General features: G+C 58.4%; 16 protein-coding genes and 5 pseudogenes. 9 read left to right on the top strand and 12 right to left on the bottom strand.

Going from position 1 to position 15,145, the window contains the following annotated elements; genetic code table 11:
• Positions 1-1,173 (top strand): thioesterase domain-containing protein (locus NKH03_RS18060; protein ID WP_352969569.1); only part of this gene is annotated, 1,173 nt, incomplete at its 5' end.
• 187 nt (positions 1,174-1,360) lie between these two features.
• On the opposite strand, the pseudogene NKH03_RS18055 reads toward NKH03_RS18060, so the two are convergent.
• A pseudogene (locus NKH03_RS18055) lies at positions 1,361-1,498 on the bottom strand (ATP-binding protein); the annotation flags it as partial.
• A 44-nt stretch (positions 1,499-1,542) separates the two neighbouring features.
• Positions 1,543-2,180, bottom strand: a pseudogene (locus NKH03_RS18050) (IS6 family transposase); the annotation flags it as partial.
• Between the two features lie 74 nt (positions 2,181-2,254).
• Here NKH03_RS18050 and NKH03_RS18045 point away from each other — a divergent pair.
• Positions 2,255-2,500 (top strand): phasin family protein, encoded by a 246-nt coding sequence (locus NKH03_RS18045; RefSeq protein WP_352608230.1) that lies wholly within the window; start codon positions 2,255-2,257, stop codon positions 2,498-2,500.
• A 637-nt stretch (positions 2,501-3,137) separates the two neighbouring features.
• On the opposite strand, the pseudogene NKH03_RS18040 reads toward NKH03_RS18045, so the two are convergent.
• Positions 3,138-3,833, bottom strand: a pseudogene (locus NKH03_RS18040) (IS6 family transposase).
• On the opposite strand from NKH03_RS18040, the gene NKH03_RS18035 reads away from it, so the two are divergent.
• Both NKH03_RS18035 and NKH03_RS18030 read left to right on the top strand, forming a co-directional pair.
• Entirely contained in the window at positions 3,816-4,136 is a 321-nt protein-coding gene (locus tag NKH03_RS18035) for a hypothetical protein (RefSeq protein WP_352608232.1), read from the top strand. The pseudogene NKH03_RS18040 and the gene NKH03_RS18035 sit on opposite strands and share 18 nt — an antisense overlap.
• A gap of 1 nt (position 4,137) precedes the next feature.
• Positions 4,138-4,770: a 4'-phosphopantetheinyl transferase family protein gene (locus NKH03_RS18030; protein ID WP_352608226.1), complete on the top strand. Its 633-nt coding sequence runs from the start codon at positions 4,138-4,140 to the stop codon at positions 4,768-4,770.
• A 167-nt stretch (positions 4,771-4,937) separates the two neighbouring features.
• Here NKH03_RS18030 and tnpC read toward each other — a convergent pair whose 3' ends face one another.
• From tnpC to NKH03_RS18015, 3 genes are all read right to left on the bottom strand, one after another.
• Positions 4,938-6,578 (bottom strand): IS66 family transposase, encoded by a 1,641-nt coding sequence (gene tnpC, locus NKH03_RS18025; RefSeq protein WP_352969567.1) that lies wholly within the window; start codon positions 6,576-6,578, stop codon positions 4,938-4,940.
• A 76-nt stretch (positions 6,579-6,654) separates the two neighbouring features.
• A complete protein-coding gene (gene tnpB, locus NKH03_RS18020; protein WP_023693549.1) occupies positions 6,655-6,999 on the bottom strand; it encodes an IS66 family insertion sequence element accessory protein TnpB in 345 nt (114 codons plus the stop codon).
• Complete coding sequence (locus NKH03_RS18015; protein ID WP_352969565.1) at positions 6,996-7,382, bottom strand: transposase; 387 nt, start codon at positions 7,380-7,382, stop codon at positions 6,996-6,998. The genes tnpB and NKH03_RS18015 overlap by 4 nt, the downstream gene beginning before the upstream one ends.
• Before the next feature lie 78 nt (positions 7,383-7,460).
• Here NKH03_RS18015 and NKH03_RS18010 point away from each other — a divergent pair.
• The 5 genes and pseudogenes from NKH03_RS18010 to NKH03_RS17990 form a co-directional block, all read left to right on the top strand.
• A pseudogene (locus tag NKH03_RS18010) lies at positions 7,461-7,589 on the top strand (IS5/IS1182 family transposase); the annotation flags it as partial.
• Positions 7,589-7,933, top strand: coding sequence for a hypothetical protein (locus NKH03_RS18005; protein ID WP_352608222.1), 345 nt, complete (start codon positions 7,589-7,591; stop codon positions 7,931-7,933). The pseudogene NKH03_RS18010 and the gene NKH03_RS18005, both read left to right, overlap by 1 nt.
• 102 nt (positions 7,934-8,035) lie before the next feature.
• Positions 8,036-8,791, top strand: a complete 756-nt coding sequence (locus NKH03_RS18000; protein ID WP_352608220.1) for an acyl-homoserine-lactone synthase — start codon at positions 8,036-8,038, stop codon at positions 8,789-8,791.
• A 40-nt stretch (positions 8,792-8,831) separates the two neighbouring features.
• Positions 8,832-9,647 carry an AfsR/SARP family transcriptional regulator gene (locus tag NKH03_RS17995; protein ID WP_352969563.1) on the top strand — a complete coding sequence of 272 codons (816 nt, stop codon included), beginning with the start codon at positions 8,832-8,834 and terminating at the stop codon, positions 9,645-9,647.
• A 217-nt stretch (positions 9,648-9,864) separates the two neighbouring features.
• Positions 9,865-10,848: an IS5 family transposase gene (locus tag NKH03_RS17990; protein ID WP_352969561.1), complete on the top strand. Its 984-nt coding sequence runs from the start codon at positions 9,865-9,867 to the stop codon at positions 10,846-10,848.
• A gap of 56 nt (positions 10,849-10,904) precedes the next feature.
• On the opposite strand, the pseudogene NKH03_RS17985 reads toward NKH03_RS17990, so the two are convergent.
• The 6 genes and pseudogenes from NKH03_RS17985 to NKH03_RS17960 all read right to left on the bottom strand — a co-directional run.
• Positions 10,905-11,084: pseudogene (locus NKH03_RS17985) on the bottom strand (plasmid partitioning protein RepA); the annotation flags it as partial.
• 267 nt (positions 11,085-11,351) lie between these two features.
• Complete coding sequence (locus NKH03_RS17980; protein ID WP_352608113.1) at positions 11,352-12,239, bottom strand: ArdC family protein; 888 nt, start codon at positions 12,237-12,239, stop codon at positions 11,352-11,354.
• Between the two features lie 224 nt (positions 12,240-12,463).
• A complete protein-coding gene (locus tag NKH03_RS17975; protein ID WP_352608111.1) occupies positions 12,464-13,516 on the bottom strand; it encodes a Fic/DOC family protein in 1,053 nt (350 codons plus the stop codon).
• Between the two features lie 69 nt (positions 13,517-13,585).
• Positions 13,586-13,792: an antitoxin VbhA family protein gene (locus NKH03_RS17970; RefSeq protein ID WP_107652809.1), complete on the bottom strand. Its 207-nt coding sequence runs from the start codon at positions 13,790-13,792 to the stop codon at positions 13,586-13,588.
• Between the two features lie 119 nt (positions 13,793-13,911).
• Positions 13,912-14,244, bottom strand: coding sequence for a DUF736 family protein (locus NKH03_RS17965; protein ID WP_352608108.1), 333 nt, complete (start codon positions 14,242-14,244; stop codon positions 13,912-13,914).
• Positions 14,245-14,641: 397 nt separating this feature from the next.
• Positions 14,642-15,121 carry a thermonuclease family protein gene (locus tag NKH03_RS17960; protein WP_352969559.1) on the bottom strand — a complete coding sequence of 160 codons (480 nt, stop codon included), beginning with the start codon at positions 15,119-15,121 and terminating at the stop codon, positions 14,642-14,644.
• Positions 15,122-15,145: the final 24 nt, after the last annotated feature.

The raw sequence follows: 15,145 nt of genomic DNA, 5'->3' as shown, positions 1-15,145 counted from the left end.
CCGAACGGCAAGCTCGACCGCCAGGCGCTGCCGGCCCCCGACGACGAGGCCTATGCGCGCACCGCCTATGAAGCGCCGCAGGGCGCGGTCGAGACGCTGCTGGCCGGGATCTGGCAAGAGCTGCTCGGCCTCGAGCGCATCGGGCGCCACGACAACTTCTTCGAGCTCGGCGGCCACTCGCTGTTGGCCGTGCAGCTGCTAAGTCGAGCTTCAAACCTCGGGCTGAAGTTTAGCGCCAGCGATCTCTTCCGGACACCCATTCTGAAGGAGCTTGCATCGAAGCTCAATTGGGAACCACAACCAAGTAATCCGGGAGTGATTTCCATTCGTCCGGCGGGATCGCAGTTGCCGCTCTTCTTTTTTCCGACAGGGTTGGGAGACTGTTCCTATGCCGTCAAATTGGCGAGCGAAATGGACATAGACTGTCCTGTCTATGCGCTGCCATGGCCGGATTTCGATGAACTTTATCCACCAACTCTCGAAGAAATAGCCGCGCAGGCAATCGAAGTGATGAAAGAGATCCAGCCGTTGGGGGCTTATCGCCTCGCGGGATACTCATCAGGCGGGATCTTGGCTTACGCAATTGCGCAGCACCTGTTGAGGCTACGCGAAGCTGTTTCATTCATGGCGTTCATCGATGTTACGCTACCTGCAAATGGCTCGAGCATATCGCCCATCCAGGTGGTCAACGAACTGGTTCTGGAACGCCTCGAATCGTTGGAAGATGAGTGCTTCGCAGAGCTTGAACGCTTCGCTGAACAAAGCTCGATTGCTCAGCTGCTTGAAAAGGCGCAGCAAATTGGAGCGATCCCTTCAAAAGGCGATCTCCGAGACGAAGTGATAATGTATGAAAAAATCGCTCGGTTCCACGGGGCGCTGCAGCGGTACCAACCTCCTTCCCTGCCAGTTGGAATACATCAGTTTTATGCCACTGAAATTCGCCCCCTTCGTGGCGCACGCGCCAAGAGTTCAATAGATCCAAACGCAACTTCGCCCATGCGGGGGTGGGACCGGATCTTAAGTGCGGCGCCTATTTATACCGTGCCGATTCCTGGCGACCACCTGACCATGGTGACCATTCCAGAAAACCGTCGGGTTTTGGCTCGAGCCATTTCGATGGCATTAATCAATTCACGTAGAACACCGGGGGGTTCCGTCGCAAACTCCAGCTGAGGTCGCCAAGGCAGGTTGAGCGTCAGGCGGCCCTCATGCTGCGTATTCCAATGAAACCGGACAGTGATTCCGAAACGAAACCGGACGCTTATTCCGATTAAATACCGGACGCGATTCCGAGGCGAAGCCGGACGGCTTAGAGCGCCTCAGGGTCATTTTTGATATTTGTCGACGAAGTCGTTTCCGGTCAAGCGGCAGTTGCGTCTGCGACTGGCAGGACCCTGTGTTTGCGCATGCTTTCGCCGGAGAGTTCGATGCGATAGGCGTTGTGAACGAGGCGGTCCAGGATGGCATCGGCGAGGGTTGGGTTCGCGAATGCTTCATGATGCACCTTTCCTTGATCGCCTGGTCCGTTGCAGTCGGCGTTGAGGCAGCGAGGATGGCGAACTGCTCGGCGATCGACGGACTGGGATTGTAGGCATACTTGCCTGTCGCTTGCGCATCATGTGGATCATCTCGATGCCGGACAAGGATGATGGGGGCGCTCGCATGAGACTTGAAGCCGAGCATGCAGCGGATGCGGCGCTTGATGCGCCGGTGATCCTGTTCGATCCGGTTGTTGAGATACTGGCTCTTTCAGATCCGGATCGGCTTGAGCTGCCGCCGCGAGCGATCCCGCAGCCGGCTTTCCGCGTCACAGGAACGGATCGCCTCGCGATTGGTTTGGCTGCGGTCGATGACGATGCGCTCGGGGCGGCCATGACGCTGAAACGCCTTGCGCAGAAAGCGTTTGGCAGCCACCAGGTCACGATGTTCGCTGAAGAAGAACTCTACCGTGTCGCCGACGCTATCGATTGCACGGTAGAGATACATCCATTGCCCGCGAACCTTGATGTACGTCTCGTCCATATGCCACTTGCCGGTGACGGTCCGCTGCGCCGGTTGAAGCGCTCCAGCAGTTGCGGCGAGAAGCGGACGACCCAGCGATGCACTGTGGAATGATCGACGCTCAGGCCGCGTTCGGCCATCATCTCTTCCAGATTGCGCAGGCTGAGATTGTAGGCCAGGTACTAGCGCACGCACAGCAGGATCACCGACTGGTCGAAATGACGGCCCTTGAACATGACAAGCTCCTCGGAAACTGAAGAGCCTCCATGCCCTCGATTTCATTACCGAAGAGCTTGCAACAGATCCCGAAGCCCTGGTCGCCGTGAAGTCGCCGTCCGAGTTTCTCGAACTGCAGACCGTATTCCTGCGCAAACAGATCGAGAAGTCCGCCCAACAGTCCAAGGCCCTCCAGGCATTGATGTTGAGAGCTAGCGAGGACATGTCCAAGCCAATCAAGGATGCCTTTGAGAAGACCTCGAAGGTACGCAAAGCGGTCTGATTCCTTAAGGCAACCCGAGACCCAAAGTCAGTACCTTGTCCACGGGGGCACCTGGCGCTGGTCTTCTTCCATTTGGTCGGACGGCTTTGTCTGCCCGACCGCATCGCAGTGATGTCGTCCTCACGGTTTTCCGCGCGTCTTGGCCTCTAGGTCCGGTGCATCAGTCGCGATTCTCCCCGCTGTAGCGGACAAGCCGCGCGATTTGTTCACGCAATGAGGTGGTGCACGGCAAGTCGGGGAAGGTCGCCGTCTCGACAATCGCGCTACGATCTGGGGCGACGGCACCGCGCTCGCGGAGCACCCACACTCGTGCAGGTCATCGAAGAGCGGCTTGATCACTTCCTGCCGTATCGCCGAATTGCCCCCTTGGCTGCTCCATTGTCGAATATCTGACAAATTGCGTCGAAGCAAACAGATAGAACCGAGCCGCACGTCCAAGATGCGGATAATACGACACTTTTTTGAGTTGGCATTGCATTTGCTTAAGTGACGTTAATTCCAGGAATTCCTGGCCCGCCTGATCGGCAAAGATGGTCTGTGGCAAGGGGTCGTACGCTGCGACGATGGAGTTAAGAAAACTGGTTCCGTCGCAAACTCCAGCTGAGGTCGCAAGGGCAGGTTGAGCGTCACGCGGCGCTCATGCGGCGAGCATTTCGAACTGCTTGGCAATGAGGGCGTGGGATTGTTGGCAAACCTGGCCTGTCGTTTGCGCATCATATGAACCATCTCGATGCCCGAGAGGATAGTTTCGGCGGTTGTGGTTGACTTGAAGCCGAGCATGGACCGGACGCGGCCCTTGATGCGCCTATGATCCTGTTCGATGCGGTTGTTGAAATACTGGCTCTTGCGGATGCTGATCGACTTCAGTGCTCGTCGCGATCGATGCCGCAGGCGATTCAAGATCGCAAGGTCGGATGGCCTCGTGATTGGTCTGGCTGCCGTCGATGGCGATACGTTCCGGCCTGCCATGGCGCTGCAGCGCCTTCCGTAAGAAGCTTTTGGCCGCCGGCAGGTCACGGTTCTCGCTGAAAAAGAATTCGACCGTATCGCCGAGGCTGTCGATAGCACGATAGAGATACATCCATTGGCCTCGAACCTTGATGTAGGTTTCGTCCATGTGCCATTTTCCAGTGACGTTCCGCTTGCGCCGGTTGAATCGGTCCAGCAGCTCAAGCGAGAAGTGCACGACCCAGCGGTGGACAGTGGAATGGTCGACGTGAATGCCGCGCTCGGCCATCATCTCTTCCAGATCGCGCAGGCTGAGATTGTAGGCAAGATACCAGCGAACGCACAGCAGGATCACGGATCGATCAAAATGGCGGCCTTTGAACATGACAAACTCCCGGAAAAAAGAGCAAGCATCATTCAGCAAATGACCTTTCCGAAAAGTTTTGCGACAGAACCGAAAAAGATCCCCAACGAACTGCTCGGAAGGTTCTGGCACTCCGCCCAGGTTCATTCTCGAGAGTCCGACAATACCCCAAATGTCGGAAAGCCCTGGCTTGGTGATCCAAAGATAGGAAGCACTTTGTATGCGGTCCGCCGCCGCTGCTTATCGACGCCCGAGTCGATCAACTCCAAGGCCAAGCTGCATTGGCTGAGCTTCTCATTCGAAAAGCTCAAAGGGACCAGATAGAATGGAGACTATCACCATTGATCAACAGAACATCCTCGTCGGCATCCGTCCAATACAACCGGCCGACGACTCCACCTTGTACGCTTCCGAAGTTACCTCGTTGGGACGCGCTGTTACCAAAGTTCGCCGCCAAAGCGGTGCTGCAAGAGTAGTCGCCAGAACACTCCTTGGCCAACTGGGATTCCCACCACTGCCGATCTTAAAGACGCGCTCTGGTGTTCCGATCTGGCCACCCGGCGTCGTCGGATCTTTGGCGCACCACGATATCGTAGCAGCCGCCGCCATTGCAGGGACGAAAAGGATTGCGGCTCTCGGCATCGACATTGAGCCTAATGAGCCACTGCCGGAGAACCTGATCGAATTGATTGCCACCCCTAACGAGCAACGCATGTACGATCTACATCTGCTCAAGCGGCGGGACCTCTTCGTTTTGAAGGAGGCGGTATATAAGGCGCTTTTTCCACTGTACAATCATTTCATCGAATTCCAGGACGTGGAAATTGATATCTCTGCGCGATTAGGGTACGTGTCGAAGGCAAATTGCACGTTTTCGCTCGAGTTACTTATTTCCAACAATGTAATCGGGTTGGCGTATTCACGGCCGACGTGCGGTGACCTTGCCCCGCTGATCTAATCCGGTTGACGTTCGTTCTGGCCCATCGAGAGGACCAGGACATGAAACGTAGCCGCCTTTCTGAAGAGCAGATCATCGGAATTTTTGAAGGAACATGAGGGGCTCTGTCGCAATTCCGGGATGTGGACGGGGGCATTCGACAGCAGCGCCCGATTGATCGTAAGCGGTCAGCCGATAACGTCAGGCCTAAAGTTCCAAGGCATGAGCATTTCGATCTCGGATGCCGGCCATCCTTGAGCGATGCGGGTCAAGGTCTGCGAGAGCCAGTCGAGCGGATCGACGCTGTTCATTTTGCAGGTTTGCAGCAAGGTGGCTACCGTCGCCCAGGTTCGTCCACCGCCTTGGCTGCCGGCGAATAGACTATTCTTTCGCGTGATCGTCTGGGGCCTGATTGCACGCTCGACGATATTGGAGTCGATTTCGATGCGACCGTCCATCAGAAAGCGTTCCAGCGCCTCCCGCCGGGTGAGCGCGTAGCGGATCGCCTCGGCGGTCTTGGATTTTCCGGAGACCTTCCCCAGTTCCGCTTCCCATAGATCGAAGAGGCTCGCGACCATGGCCACGGATTTTTCCTGACGGAGCGCGGCGCGGCTTCCGGCATCCTTGCCGCGAACCTCGTCCTCGACCTTCCACAATTCGGTCATGGCGATGATCGTTACCGTCGCGGCCTGCGAGATCCCGCTAATATGCAGGTCGTAGAATTTGCGCCGCAGGTGAGCCCAGCACCCGGCGAGCCGGATTGATTCATTGCTGCCGGCTTTGGCCCGTGCCTTGACCAGGTTGGTATAGGCCGAGTAGCCATCCACTTGCAGGATACCGCTGAACCCGGCGAGGTGGCGCGCCACGCAATCTGCGCCTCTGCTGTCCTCAAAACGATAGGCAACCATTGGCGGACTGGTTCCGCCATAGGGTCGATCATCCCGTGCGTAGGCCCATAGCCAGGCTTTCGTGGTTTTCCCGGAACCGGGGGCAAGGGTGGGCAAGGTCGTCTCGTCGGCGAAGACCCTTTCGCCCTCCTTGACGCGCTCGAGGATGTAATCGGCGAGCATCTGCAACTCGAAGCCCAGATGCCCCATCCACTGCGCCATCAGCGACCGGCTGATCTCGACACCGTCGCGCAGATAGATCGTCTCCTGCCGGTAAAGCGGAAGGCCGTCGGCGTATTTCGACACGGCGATGTAGGCGAGCAGCCGCTCCGTCGGCAGGCCGCTTTCAACGATGTGCGCCGACGCCAGAGCCTGGACCACGCCGTCACGGCCCCGGAAAGCGTATTTGGGACGGCGCGTGACGATGACCCGGAACTTCGGCGGCACGACGTCCAGCCGCTCGGATCGGTCCTCACCGATCAGAACCTTTTCCAGCCCCTCGCAGTCGCCAGGGATTTCCGGCTCGATAACTTCCTCGATGCGTTCGAGGTGGGCAGCAAAACCCTTGCGCGGACGCGGGGCGCGCTTCGGCTTGTTTCCGACCGCGCGGTCGAGTTCGCTCCGGATTTCAGAAAGGCCGGTCTCGACCTCTTCGAAGGCAAAGGAGGCCTGCTCGTCGTCGATGGCCAGGCGTAGCCGCTCGGAACGCGTGCCATGTTGTGTGCGCTGTAAAACTTTCAGGATCGACGTGAGATTGGCGATCCGCTCGTTGGCGCTCCTCTCGACGGCCTTCAGCCGGGCGACCTCCGCCTCGGATGCTGCGATCCGAGCTTCGGCGACTGCGATCCGGGCCTGACTCGCAGCCTGCTCGCGAGCCATGGAAAGGATCATCGCCTTCAGCGCATCAACGTCGTCGGGAAGAGCAAGACCCGGTAGAACCATGGCAAGCAACAGAGCACAAAAACAGCCGCTTTCCCAACCGTTCCAGCCGCATGATTCATCTTGCCGCAGGCCGGTTTCAGCCCGTCGATAACGGCCGCCTGACCCTGGCCGGACGGATCTTTTTCCAGTCTAACCCGGCCAGAAGCGCCATCAGCTGGGCGTGGTCGAGACGCATGCGCGCGGCCGATATCGCAGACCAGCAGAAGCTGTGATCTTCCAGAGTCTTCGAATAAAGACAAACCCCGCTGCCGTCCCACCACACGATGCGAACCCGGTCCGCACGCTTCGAGCGGAACACGTGAAGCGCCCCCGAGAACGGGTCCAGGCCGCCATCCCTGACCAGCGCCATCAAAGATGCCGCGCCCTTGCGGAAGTCGACAGGCTGGCACGACACGTAAACCACCACACCGGAAGCGATCATGCCTTGCGAACCGCGCGGATGATTCTCGCCAGGCGATCGGGATCAACATCGCCGCCGGCGCGCACCACGGCATCGCCAATGACGATTTCCACCATGTCGCTGCCCATTGCTTCAAAGCCCGTGAACTTCGCCGGCTTGCTCGCTCCCTCCGTCAGTGGCGCAACCATGCCCGACGAAAGCGCCTTGCGGCGCCATGCATAGAGCTGCGAGGGGTCCAGCCCCTCGGAACGCGCAACTGCCGACACATTACCCCCTGGCGAGAAGGCTTCGGCGACAAGCCGTGCCTTCTCTTCGTCCGACCGATGGCGCGGCTTGCGTCGGGACGGCACAGGCTCCGCCGTCAAAATCTCGAATGTTCGATGATGGCTCATACTGTCGCTCACAGGATTCTCCGCATGATTCATGCTGAAAATGAGCGATCAACCGCCTGCACGCTACGTGGGGATGCCTACGCGCTTACGATCAAGGTCGTGGCCGGCCAGCACAAGACGAGGTTCCGCGGCCGCGACCGTGTCGGATGGGCCTTCACCTTCGCAGCCGCTGCCTACAATCTGGTGCGACTGCCAAAGCTCATGGCGGAGACCGGCTGATGGCCAAGGTTCCCGGCTTCGCCAAGGCCTTTGCCGGCCGCTGGCGCATCGTCGAGATGGATGTTTGGGATAACGACTCCCTCGATCTCGTCGAGGAAGCGCATCTGACATTCAAAGGCTCGGCGGATGGCGAGATCGCCTTCGGCGCACTCAAGGGCTTCCTCGATGTCCGATATGGCACCCGCGATGGCTCAGCATGCGCGGAATTCTCGTGGGAGGGGCATGATGAGAAAGACCCAGCCTCTGGCCGCGGCTGGGCTGTCTTTGGCACTGCAGGCCGCCTCGTCGGCCACTTCTACATCCACAACGCCGACGATTCAGGCTTCGTTTGCGAAAGAGCCTGAATTCTTCAACAGCCTGTTAGAACTGTCAATCCCGTACTTCCCGCGGGTGACGACTGGGGTTTGATGCGTAACGTTCTATTGCGAACAGGCAGGAGAGCGGCGATGATACAAGCGCACGTTGTTACGAGCGACAACAGGCATCTCTATGAGTTAGAATTCGAACAATTCCTGCGCCGACGACATGATATTTTCGTCAGACAAAAGAACTGGCGCCCAGAAAGCCCAGATGGTCGGGAGATCGACGAGTTCGATACGGACGCGGCGACCTACATCCTTGGACTGGAGGATGGCGACGTAGTCACGTCGGCCAGGCTGATACCCACTAGTCAGCCGCATCTGGTTTCTAGGATTTTTCCACAGATGTGCGAGCGCACTGGAGTTCCCAGCCGGCCTGATTGGGCGGAATGGACCCGGACCTATGTTGTCCCTGCTAAGCGCAGCGCATCTCGCCGCGGCACTCTGGCCAAGTTGTGTTGCGCAGTAATGGAATTTGCTCTCGAAGAAGGGATCTCGGCGGTCGGAGGCATCCAGGAAACGTCTTTCATGTCGCACCACCGAGTTCTCAAATGGCAGGTCACGCCGCTCGGTCTCGCGCGGGATATCGACGGCGACACCTGCGTTGTGGCTTACATTCAGGTTAATGACGAAGCCCTCAAAAACGTTCGCCGCTTGCTTGGGATCGACGCTTCGCTTCTCGTTAGGCGGGGTCCGAGGAGGCCTTTCGTTCAGGCGGCCGTCAGCCTCCAGCAGGTGGGCAACATTGTCCGGGAAACGAAGCAATCATGGAGTGAAGCGCTCGGTGAACGCGCAGCGTTGAGAGGCAGCTCCTTCACGCCCCTTTCTCGTTGTGAATCATGAAAGGAACAATTCCGAACAAACAAAAAGAGATCGGACCACAATGCGCATTACTCTACTCGGCGAATTTGGGATATCGGTAGACGACCGCCGTATTCGCTCTGATTTGGGGCGAAGCGGCCAGAGGATGGCCGCACTGCTTTTTGCCTTCCCGGGACGAATCTACCGCCGGGAGCGAATTGCGGATCTCTGCTGGCCAGAACTCGATCCCGAGAGGTCACGGGCCGCCCTTAACTCCGCCCTTTGGCGTTTGAGACAAATTCTTTGTCTCGATCCGTCAAGCAACCGGGGGCAAAACCTCCGGTCTATTGGCTCGGACATTGTCCTCGAACCTCAGCCATGGCTTGAGGTCGACTCTTGTGTTCTCGCCAACACAGCAAATCAAGTCGGAAATCAGATCGAACTCTCTCAAATTCCATGCCTAAATTCCATGAGATCAGCGATCGACTTGTATCATGGACAATTTCTGGAGAAAGAGGGTTGCGAGCACTTTGTTGCAGAACGCGACCGTATTCACAGCTGCTTTGTAACACTATCTAGCATCGCCTTAGAACGGTATGCCTCAGTGTCTGCCTATTCTGACGCTATTTCTATTTGTCGAAAAGTATTGATGTTTGACCCATTCCATGAATTGTTCATTCAGATTCTAATTGCCCTGCTTTTTCTGAACGAACAACGAGCCAGTGCAATAATATTCTATGAGAAGTGGAAGAAGGCGCTCCGCACGGAGATCGGTGTCGATCCGATGCCAAAAACGGCAAGAGTCGGACAACAAATTAGAATTTGCCAGAGTCCCGCAGAGATTGATGAAATTCGGCAGGTACTTTTCCCGGTGAACAGGAATAATGGATCTTGGTAGAACTTATGAGACCTCTGCGCGGAAAGCATTTTCGTTGATTTTGTTGATTTTTTTGGCTTCCACGGTACTGATACCAGCGCCGACGTGGTCGGCTGTGTCTTCTGACGCTCTCGTGTAAGCATTAGTGGAGCGTTGGTGCATAGCGTTGGTGCATGGATCCTTTGTCAACGGTTTGGCGATAGGCAGGCAGGATCAAAATCAGCTTGATGCGAGTGCCATGCCGTACAAACACAACGCAGATCGTCGTCATCACGTGGGAAAGATGAAATTCAGGGTGACGAATTGGCGTGACTACGAAGCAGGTCTGCGCCGGCGTGGTAGCCTGACCTTATGGGTAAGGCCGGAGGCACTTGCGGGATGGCGCGCTCCGCGACGCAAGACCCGCGGCGGCCAAGCCCGGTATTCCGATCTCGCCATTGAGACAGCGCTGACGCTGGGTTGCGTCTTCGCAATGCGGCTGCACCAGACCGAGGGATTGCTCCACTCGCTGCTGGATCTCATGGGGCTGAAAGTCCCAGTTCCAGATCATACGACGCTGAGCCGTCGGGCACACAAATGGGAGCCATCAGCCCGACGAAACCCGCCGCTGCCGGACGGCCCGCTGCATGTGCTTGTCGATAGCACGGGATTGAAAGTCTACGGCGCCGGGCAATGGCTGGAGCAGAAACATGGCGCCAGATCACGTCGCAACTGGCGCAAGCTGCATCTGGCAGTGGATGCCAAAAGTGGCGCGATCATTGCCCAAAGGCTGACAGATCAGGACGCGGATGATCCTTCCCAGGTGGCACCGCTGCTCGATCAGATCGACGGCGAGATCGACCAGTTCACAGCCGACGGAGCCTATGACGGCAAGCCAACCTATCGGTCTATCCTGCAGCACAGCGCAACCGCCAACATCGTCATTCCACCGCGTTCCACGGCGGTGGAAAGCCGTGATACCGGACCGCCTGGTCAAAGGGACAAGCACATTGCCGCAATCGCAAGCGACGGTCGGCTGAAATGGCAGGCAGCCACCGGCTACGGCAAGCGGGCGCTGAGCGAAACAGCCATCGGACGATACAAGGGGCTGATCGGACGGCGCCTGCGAGCACGCTCTCTTCCGGCTCAACAGACCGAGGTTGCCATCGGTTGCATCGTTCTCAACCGCATGCTGGCATGGGCACGCCCGGAGTCTATCCGGCGTCAAGTCACGCAGGCATAACCAACTACATTAATGATCGAAATGCGTTCGATTTCATATCCGCGCACCAACGCCTATCCGATGCCTATGTAGTAGGAGGCCTCGGCCGGGCTGAAATTACGAATCGCCTTCTGAGAATTCGGAGGAAAAATCTTCTGCTGGTGCAACTGCAACTGACGTGACAGTTCGAGCGAATCCGCCGACAACATGGACGGCAGATGCTCCTGTACACCGCTTTGAATGGAAGTCTGTAACATCCTGAGCCCTCGAACTGCGCAATTAATGCTAAGATGCGATAAACTGCGCAGTTACAATAAGACCCGATTCGTTACGAATTTACAAACGCTTAACCCTGATGCCGTTTCGAGCTTAGTTGTCCGCGGACAACTCACAGCGAATGCAGGAGAACACCTTCAGACCGAGCAGTGGTTGTCCGCGGACAACCAAATGCAAGTCACGTGAAACGACGAAGGATTCGGAACAGCGCCGAAGTCCCCCGCCGCCATTCGGATAACCGCTTCTTCTTAGGCGGTTCCCTGTGCGGCGCCCGGCTGCAGGGCGGTGAGATACTCAGCGACGGCCTGCGCCTTGGCAGCGGCCGTGATGATGGCCCTCTTGTCATTCTTAAGGACCTCGAGCCAGTTCGCCAGATAGGCGGCTGTGTTGTCACGCGGATCATGGGCCACGCCCAGGTCGGCACACAGGAACGATGCTGCGAGCTCCGCAACGAGCTCCTCGACGGCATAGCCTTCACTGCCGAACCTGCCCGTCAGATCGCGGTCCAGGCGATGCTTTGCGCCTGACCAATGCGAAACCTCGTGCAGCAAAGTCGAGTAAAGGTGAACCTCGCTGTCGAAACGCCCGCGGTCCGGCATAAGGATGTCGTCGATGCTGGGCCGGTAGCAAGCTTTGGTGCCACCGTAGTTGACGCTTGCGCCGGTGTTCTGGACGAAGCTCTCGACGGTCTCGATGTGCGGAACCGGATTGCCCGGCAACTCCTCGACCGGGCTGAAGAACCGATCCGGCATGTTCTCGATCTGCTCAATATTGAAGACGGGGTAGCCCTTCAGATACGGAATCGCGCGGTCTTCGTCGTCTTCGTGATCCTTCGGAGTGAACGTGCCGTACTTGACGACAAGGGTTCCTTTTTCGCCCTTGCGGACCTGACCGCCGAAATCCTGGGCCTGCCGGTAGGTCATCCAGGTGTTTTCCTCATAGCCGAACGTCTGGCCCGCGACCCACAGCATGATGACGTTGATTCCGCGGTAGGCTTCGCCGGTAGCGCGCCGCGGAATGATCGCGTTGCGGCGGGCATTGCCGCGCCACGGGCGGATCCACGGCTTGGTACCGGCTTCAAGCTGCTCGACAATGGTGTCCGTGATGCGCTGGTAGGTGTCCTTGATGCTCTGCATGACCGTCTCCATCCGTTGGTTGACGGCAAAGACCGGAGATAGCCGAAACGAGCCCATGCACCCGTAGGGCCGCAACGGAGAGGAGGACCGCGCCAGCGGTTGCATGGGGGAGGGGCTGTCGTAGCTTGTCCGTCAAATCACCCAACGGATGGAGACGGCCGGCCGCATCGAACGCGCCGGCGGTCAACTACGGTCGCTGAGCAACTTGCCGCCTGCGGACGCTGTCACCGTTCGCGGTCATCGCTATCGCGCTCACGCGCTCGCTGCGCCGCGATATCCGTCTCGATGGCCAGGTCGGCAGGCGGCGTGCCTTGCAGGGTCGCTTCGGCTCTTTCGGCCTGCACGGGCGCCTCGATGGCCTGTGGCTCACGGCCAAGGCGGGAAAAGTTGGATCGGGCGGTGAAGGTGATTTCCGCTTCATCATCGGGCAGTCGCTCCGGGAGGTCCGCGCGATCGACGGCGATGATACGTTCGTCCGAGACGATGCTGGCGACACGGTCGTCGTGCCCGAGCACCTGGCCGGTCACTTCTTCGCCTGGGCGGGCTGTGCGAATGTTGTGTTCAAACGGATTCTCGCCGCGCGCCTCAAGATCGGAATATGCGGAGCGAAGGGCTTGGCGGCGGTTCGGGTCTACCGCGTCCTCGAGCACATGTTTCATGGCCGCACTTGACGGGTCGTTCGTGGTTTGGATCGAGGCCTCGATCATGCGCGGTTTGGAGATGATCGTGAAATCGACCTCATGGCCGTAGTGACGGCCAAGCTCGGCGATGAACGCCTCCTGGGTGCGTCCGTTGCCCTCGCGAAAGGGATGTACATAATTGAGCTCGGCCATGACCTGGCCCGCACGCTCGGCGAACTGCTCTGGCGTCGAGCCGCGTAAGACATCGGGATCACGGATAGCCCTCAACGCCTCGTCGAGCCCCAGCTCGATGCGGGAGCCGTGCAGGAATGCGGTGCCGCCTTTGGAGAGCCCACCGATTGGCTCTACGCGCCGCCCGTCGACGATCGGGCTTTCGTTGCGCGTGCGGCCGGCCCATTCGTAGACATCCTGAAAGATGTGGTTGTGAATTGCCTTAATATGCGCCTTGTCGAATTTTCCTTGCGGGCCATCGCCTTCGGCAATTTCCGCCATGCGGAAGGCCGTGGCGCGGTATTCTTCGATCCGCAACTCGGAATGAGTCTCGATGCCGAACCTGTTGCGCAGCACATCGGCACGATCGGGATCGTCCGACGTGTTCGGGTAGAAATAGGAACCTTTGGCAGGGCTCTCGGACATCGGCGGGGCCAACAAAAAACCGCCTGCGTAGGGCAGGCGGCCTTTCGCCTTTGACAGTTGGTGTTTCGGCTATGCCCGTTTCGCCGGCCGCACGACACGCAGGCGATACTCTTCGCGGGTGATGTCGCCGGCGACGTAGGCCGCCGTTGCTTCCTCCAGCACCGGATCGTGGGTGTAGCCCTGCCGGATATTGGCCGCACGGGCCTGATCCGTCGCCTTGCGGCGCCGGGCGACGGCTTCCGGCGAGCGGTCCGGACGGGTCGAATGGATATTCATCCGCAGATCTCCAATGGCGATAAACACTAGCAGAAAAACCGCCGAAAATCGAGCGGTTTGCGGCATTTATCGGCCTTGTGAGGGATGCGCCCGGCTCGAAGCCGGGCGCTCCACGTCAATCAATCCCGGGGATCCCATTCGATGATCGCCTGTAGGGTGGGATCGTCCTGGCCGGGGTAGCGGCCGAGATTGGCGTTGAAGCCGAGGCGCTTGATCGAAAGCGTATAGTAGGGCTTTTTCGCCTCGCTGGTCTTCTTCCAGATGCCGCCGACCTCGATGTCATACCCGCGCGGTGACTTGGCATAGACGCGATGCGTCGGGGCTTTCTCGTTGCTCGAGTTGAACGGGACAACGTGGATGTCCAGGTCGCGATCGATGGTGGAGACAAGGCCGTTGCCCTTGGCGGCGTCCAGGTCGTCGGTGTCGAACTGGATGAAGTTGGTGGTGGACATGTCAGTCACTCCTCTTTGGTGGTTGCAATGATCGTTCACGGGCACGGCGGAAAGTGGTGCGCACCGCAGGCCGAAGCACAGCGGAGGAAGCCGGGAGGCCGGAAAAATTTGCTGCGCGAGGAAGCTGCAGGCGGGGAAATTTTTGCGGAGTTCGGCTTTGCGCAAACCGCGTCGGCGTGCGAACGAGCGTCAAAAGCAACCGCCTTGGAGGGGTGAGGTATGAACATCATTGGCTATATGGTACCGGTTCGCGCACGGCCTAGGGCGACAAAAACGATGCCATATTTATTTACAAATCTCGTCCTGGCAACCACTTTTTACCGCTAACCGCAAGAATCAAGAAGCAAATTGGTTCATTGCTTCTGCCAATTTGTAGCGCCAAGTTGGCTATGTCTGGTTAAGGCTTCGGGGACGACTTGCCGCGCCGGTAGACATGCGGACTTTCGATCTCGGCAGACCAGATGCCAAGCCTTCTGTCTCGGGCGCTGTTCTCGGCCTCGCCATACTCGACCAGGTTGATCGCATGGGACGACGGCAGATATCGGAGCATGGATTCGGCAAGGCCGGCGCTGACCATTGCCAGGCCGATATCGGTTTCATCGTAGAAACACTGTCCGACCAGGCGCCGATATTGATCGCGGTCGATGATCCGGCAACGGACGTGTTTCCCAGCGATCAGTCGCCGAAGGAAGGCCCGACCTGCAAGGCCGCATTGCCAGACCTCCTCGTCGCGAAGGCCTGTCTGGTCGAGTTCGCAAGCGTCGATCGCCGCGATCCGAATGCGCTGCTGGCGCACGCTGATCGTGTCTCCATCGATCACGCGGGCCGTGCCAGACCAGATAGCCGGATCGGCATCGGCCCGCCGACGCCGACGCAAACAACGGCCGCGAGAAAATAACGC

The organism is Mesorhizobium sp. M1406 (assembly GCF_040317555.1).
GTDB lineage: Bacteria > Pseudomonadota > Alphaproteobacteria > Rhizobiales > Rhizobiaceae > Mesorhizobium.
The sequence above is the reverse complement of the archived record's forward strand: the minus strand, read 5'-3'. Positions and strand labels throughout refer to the sequence as shown.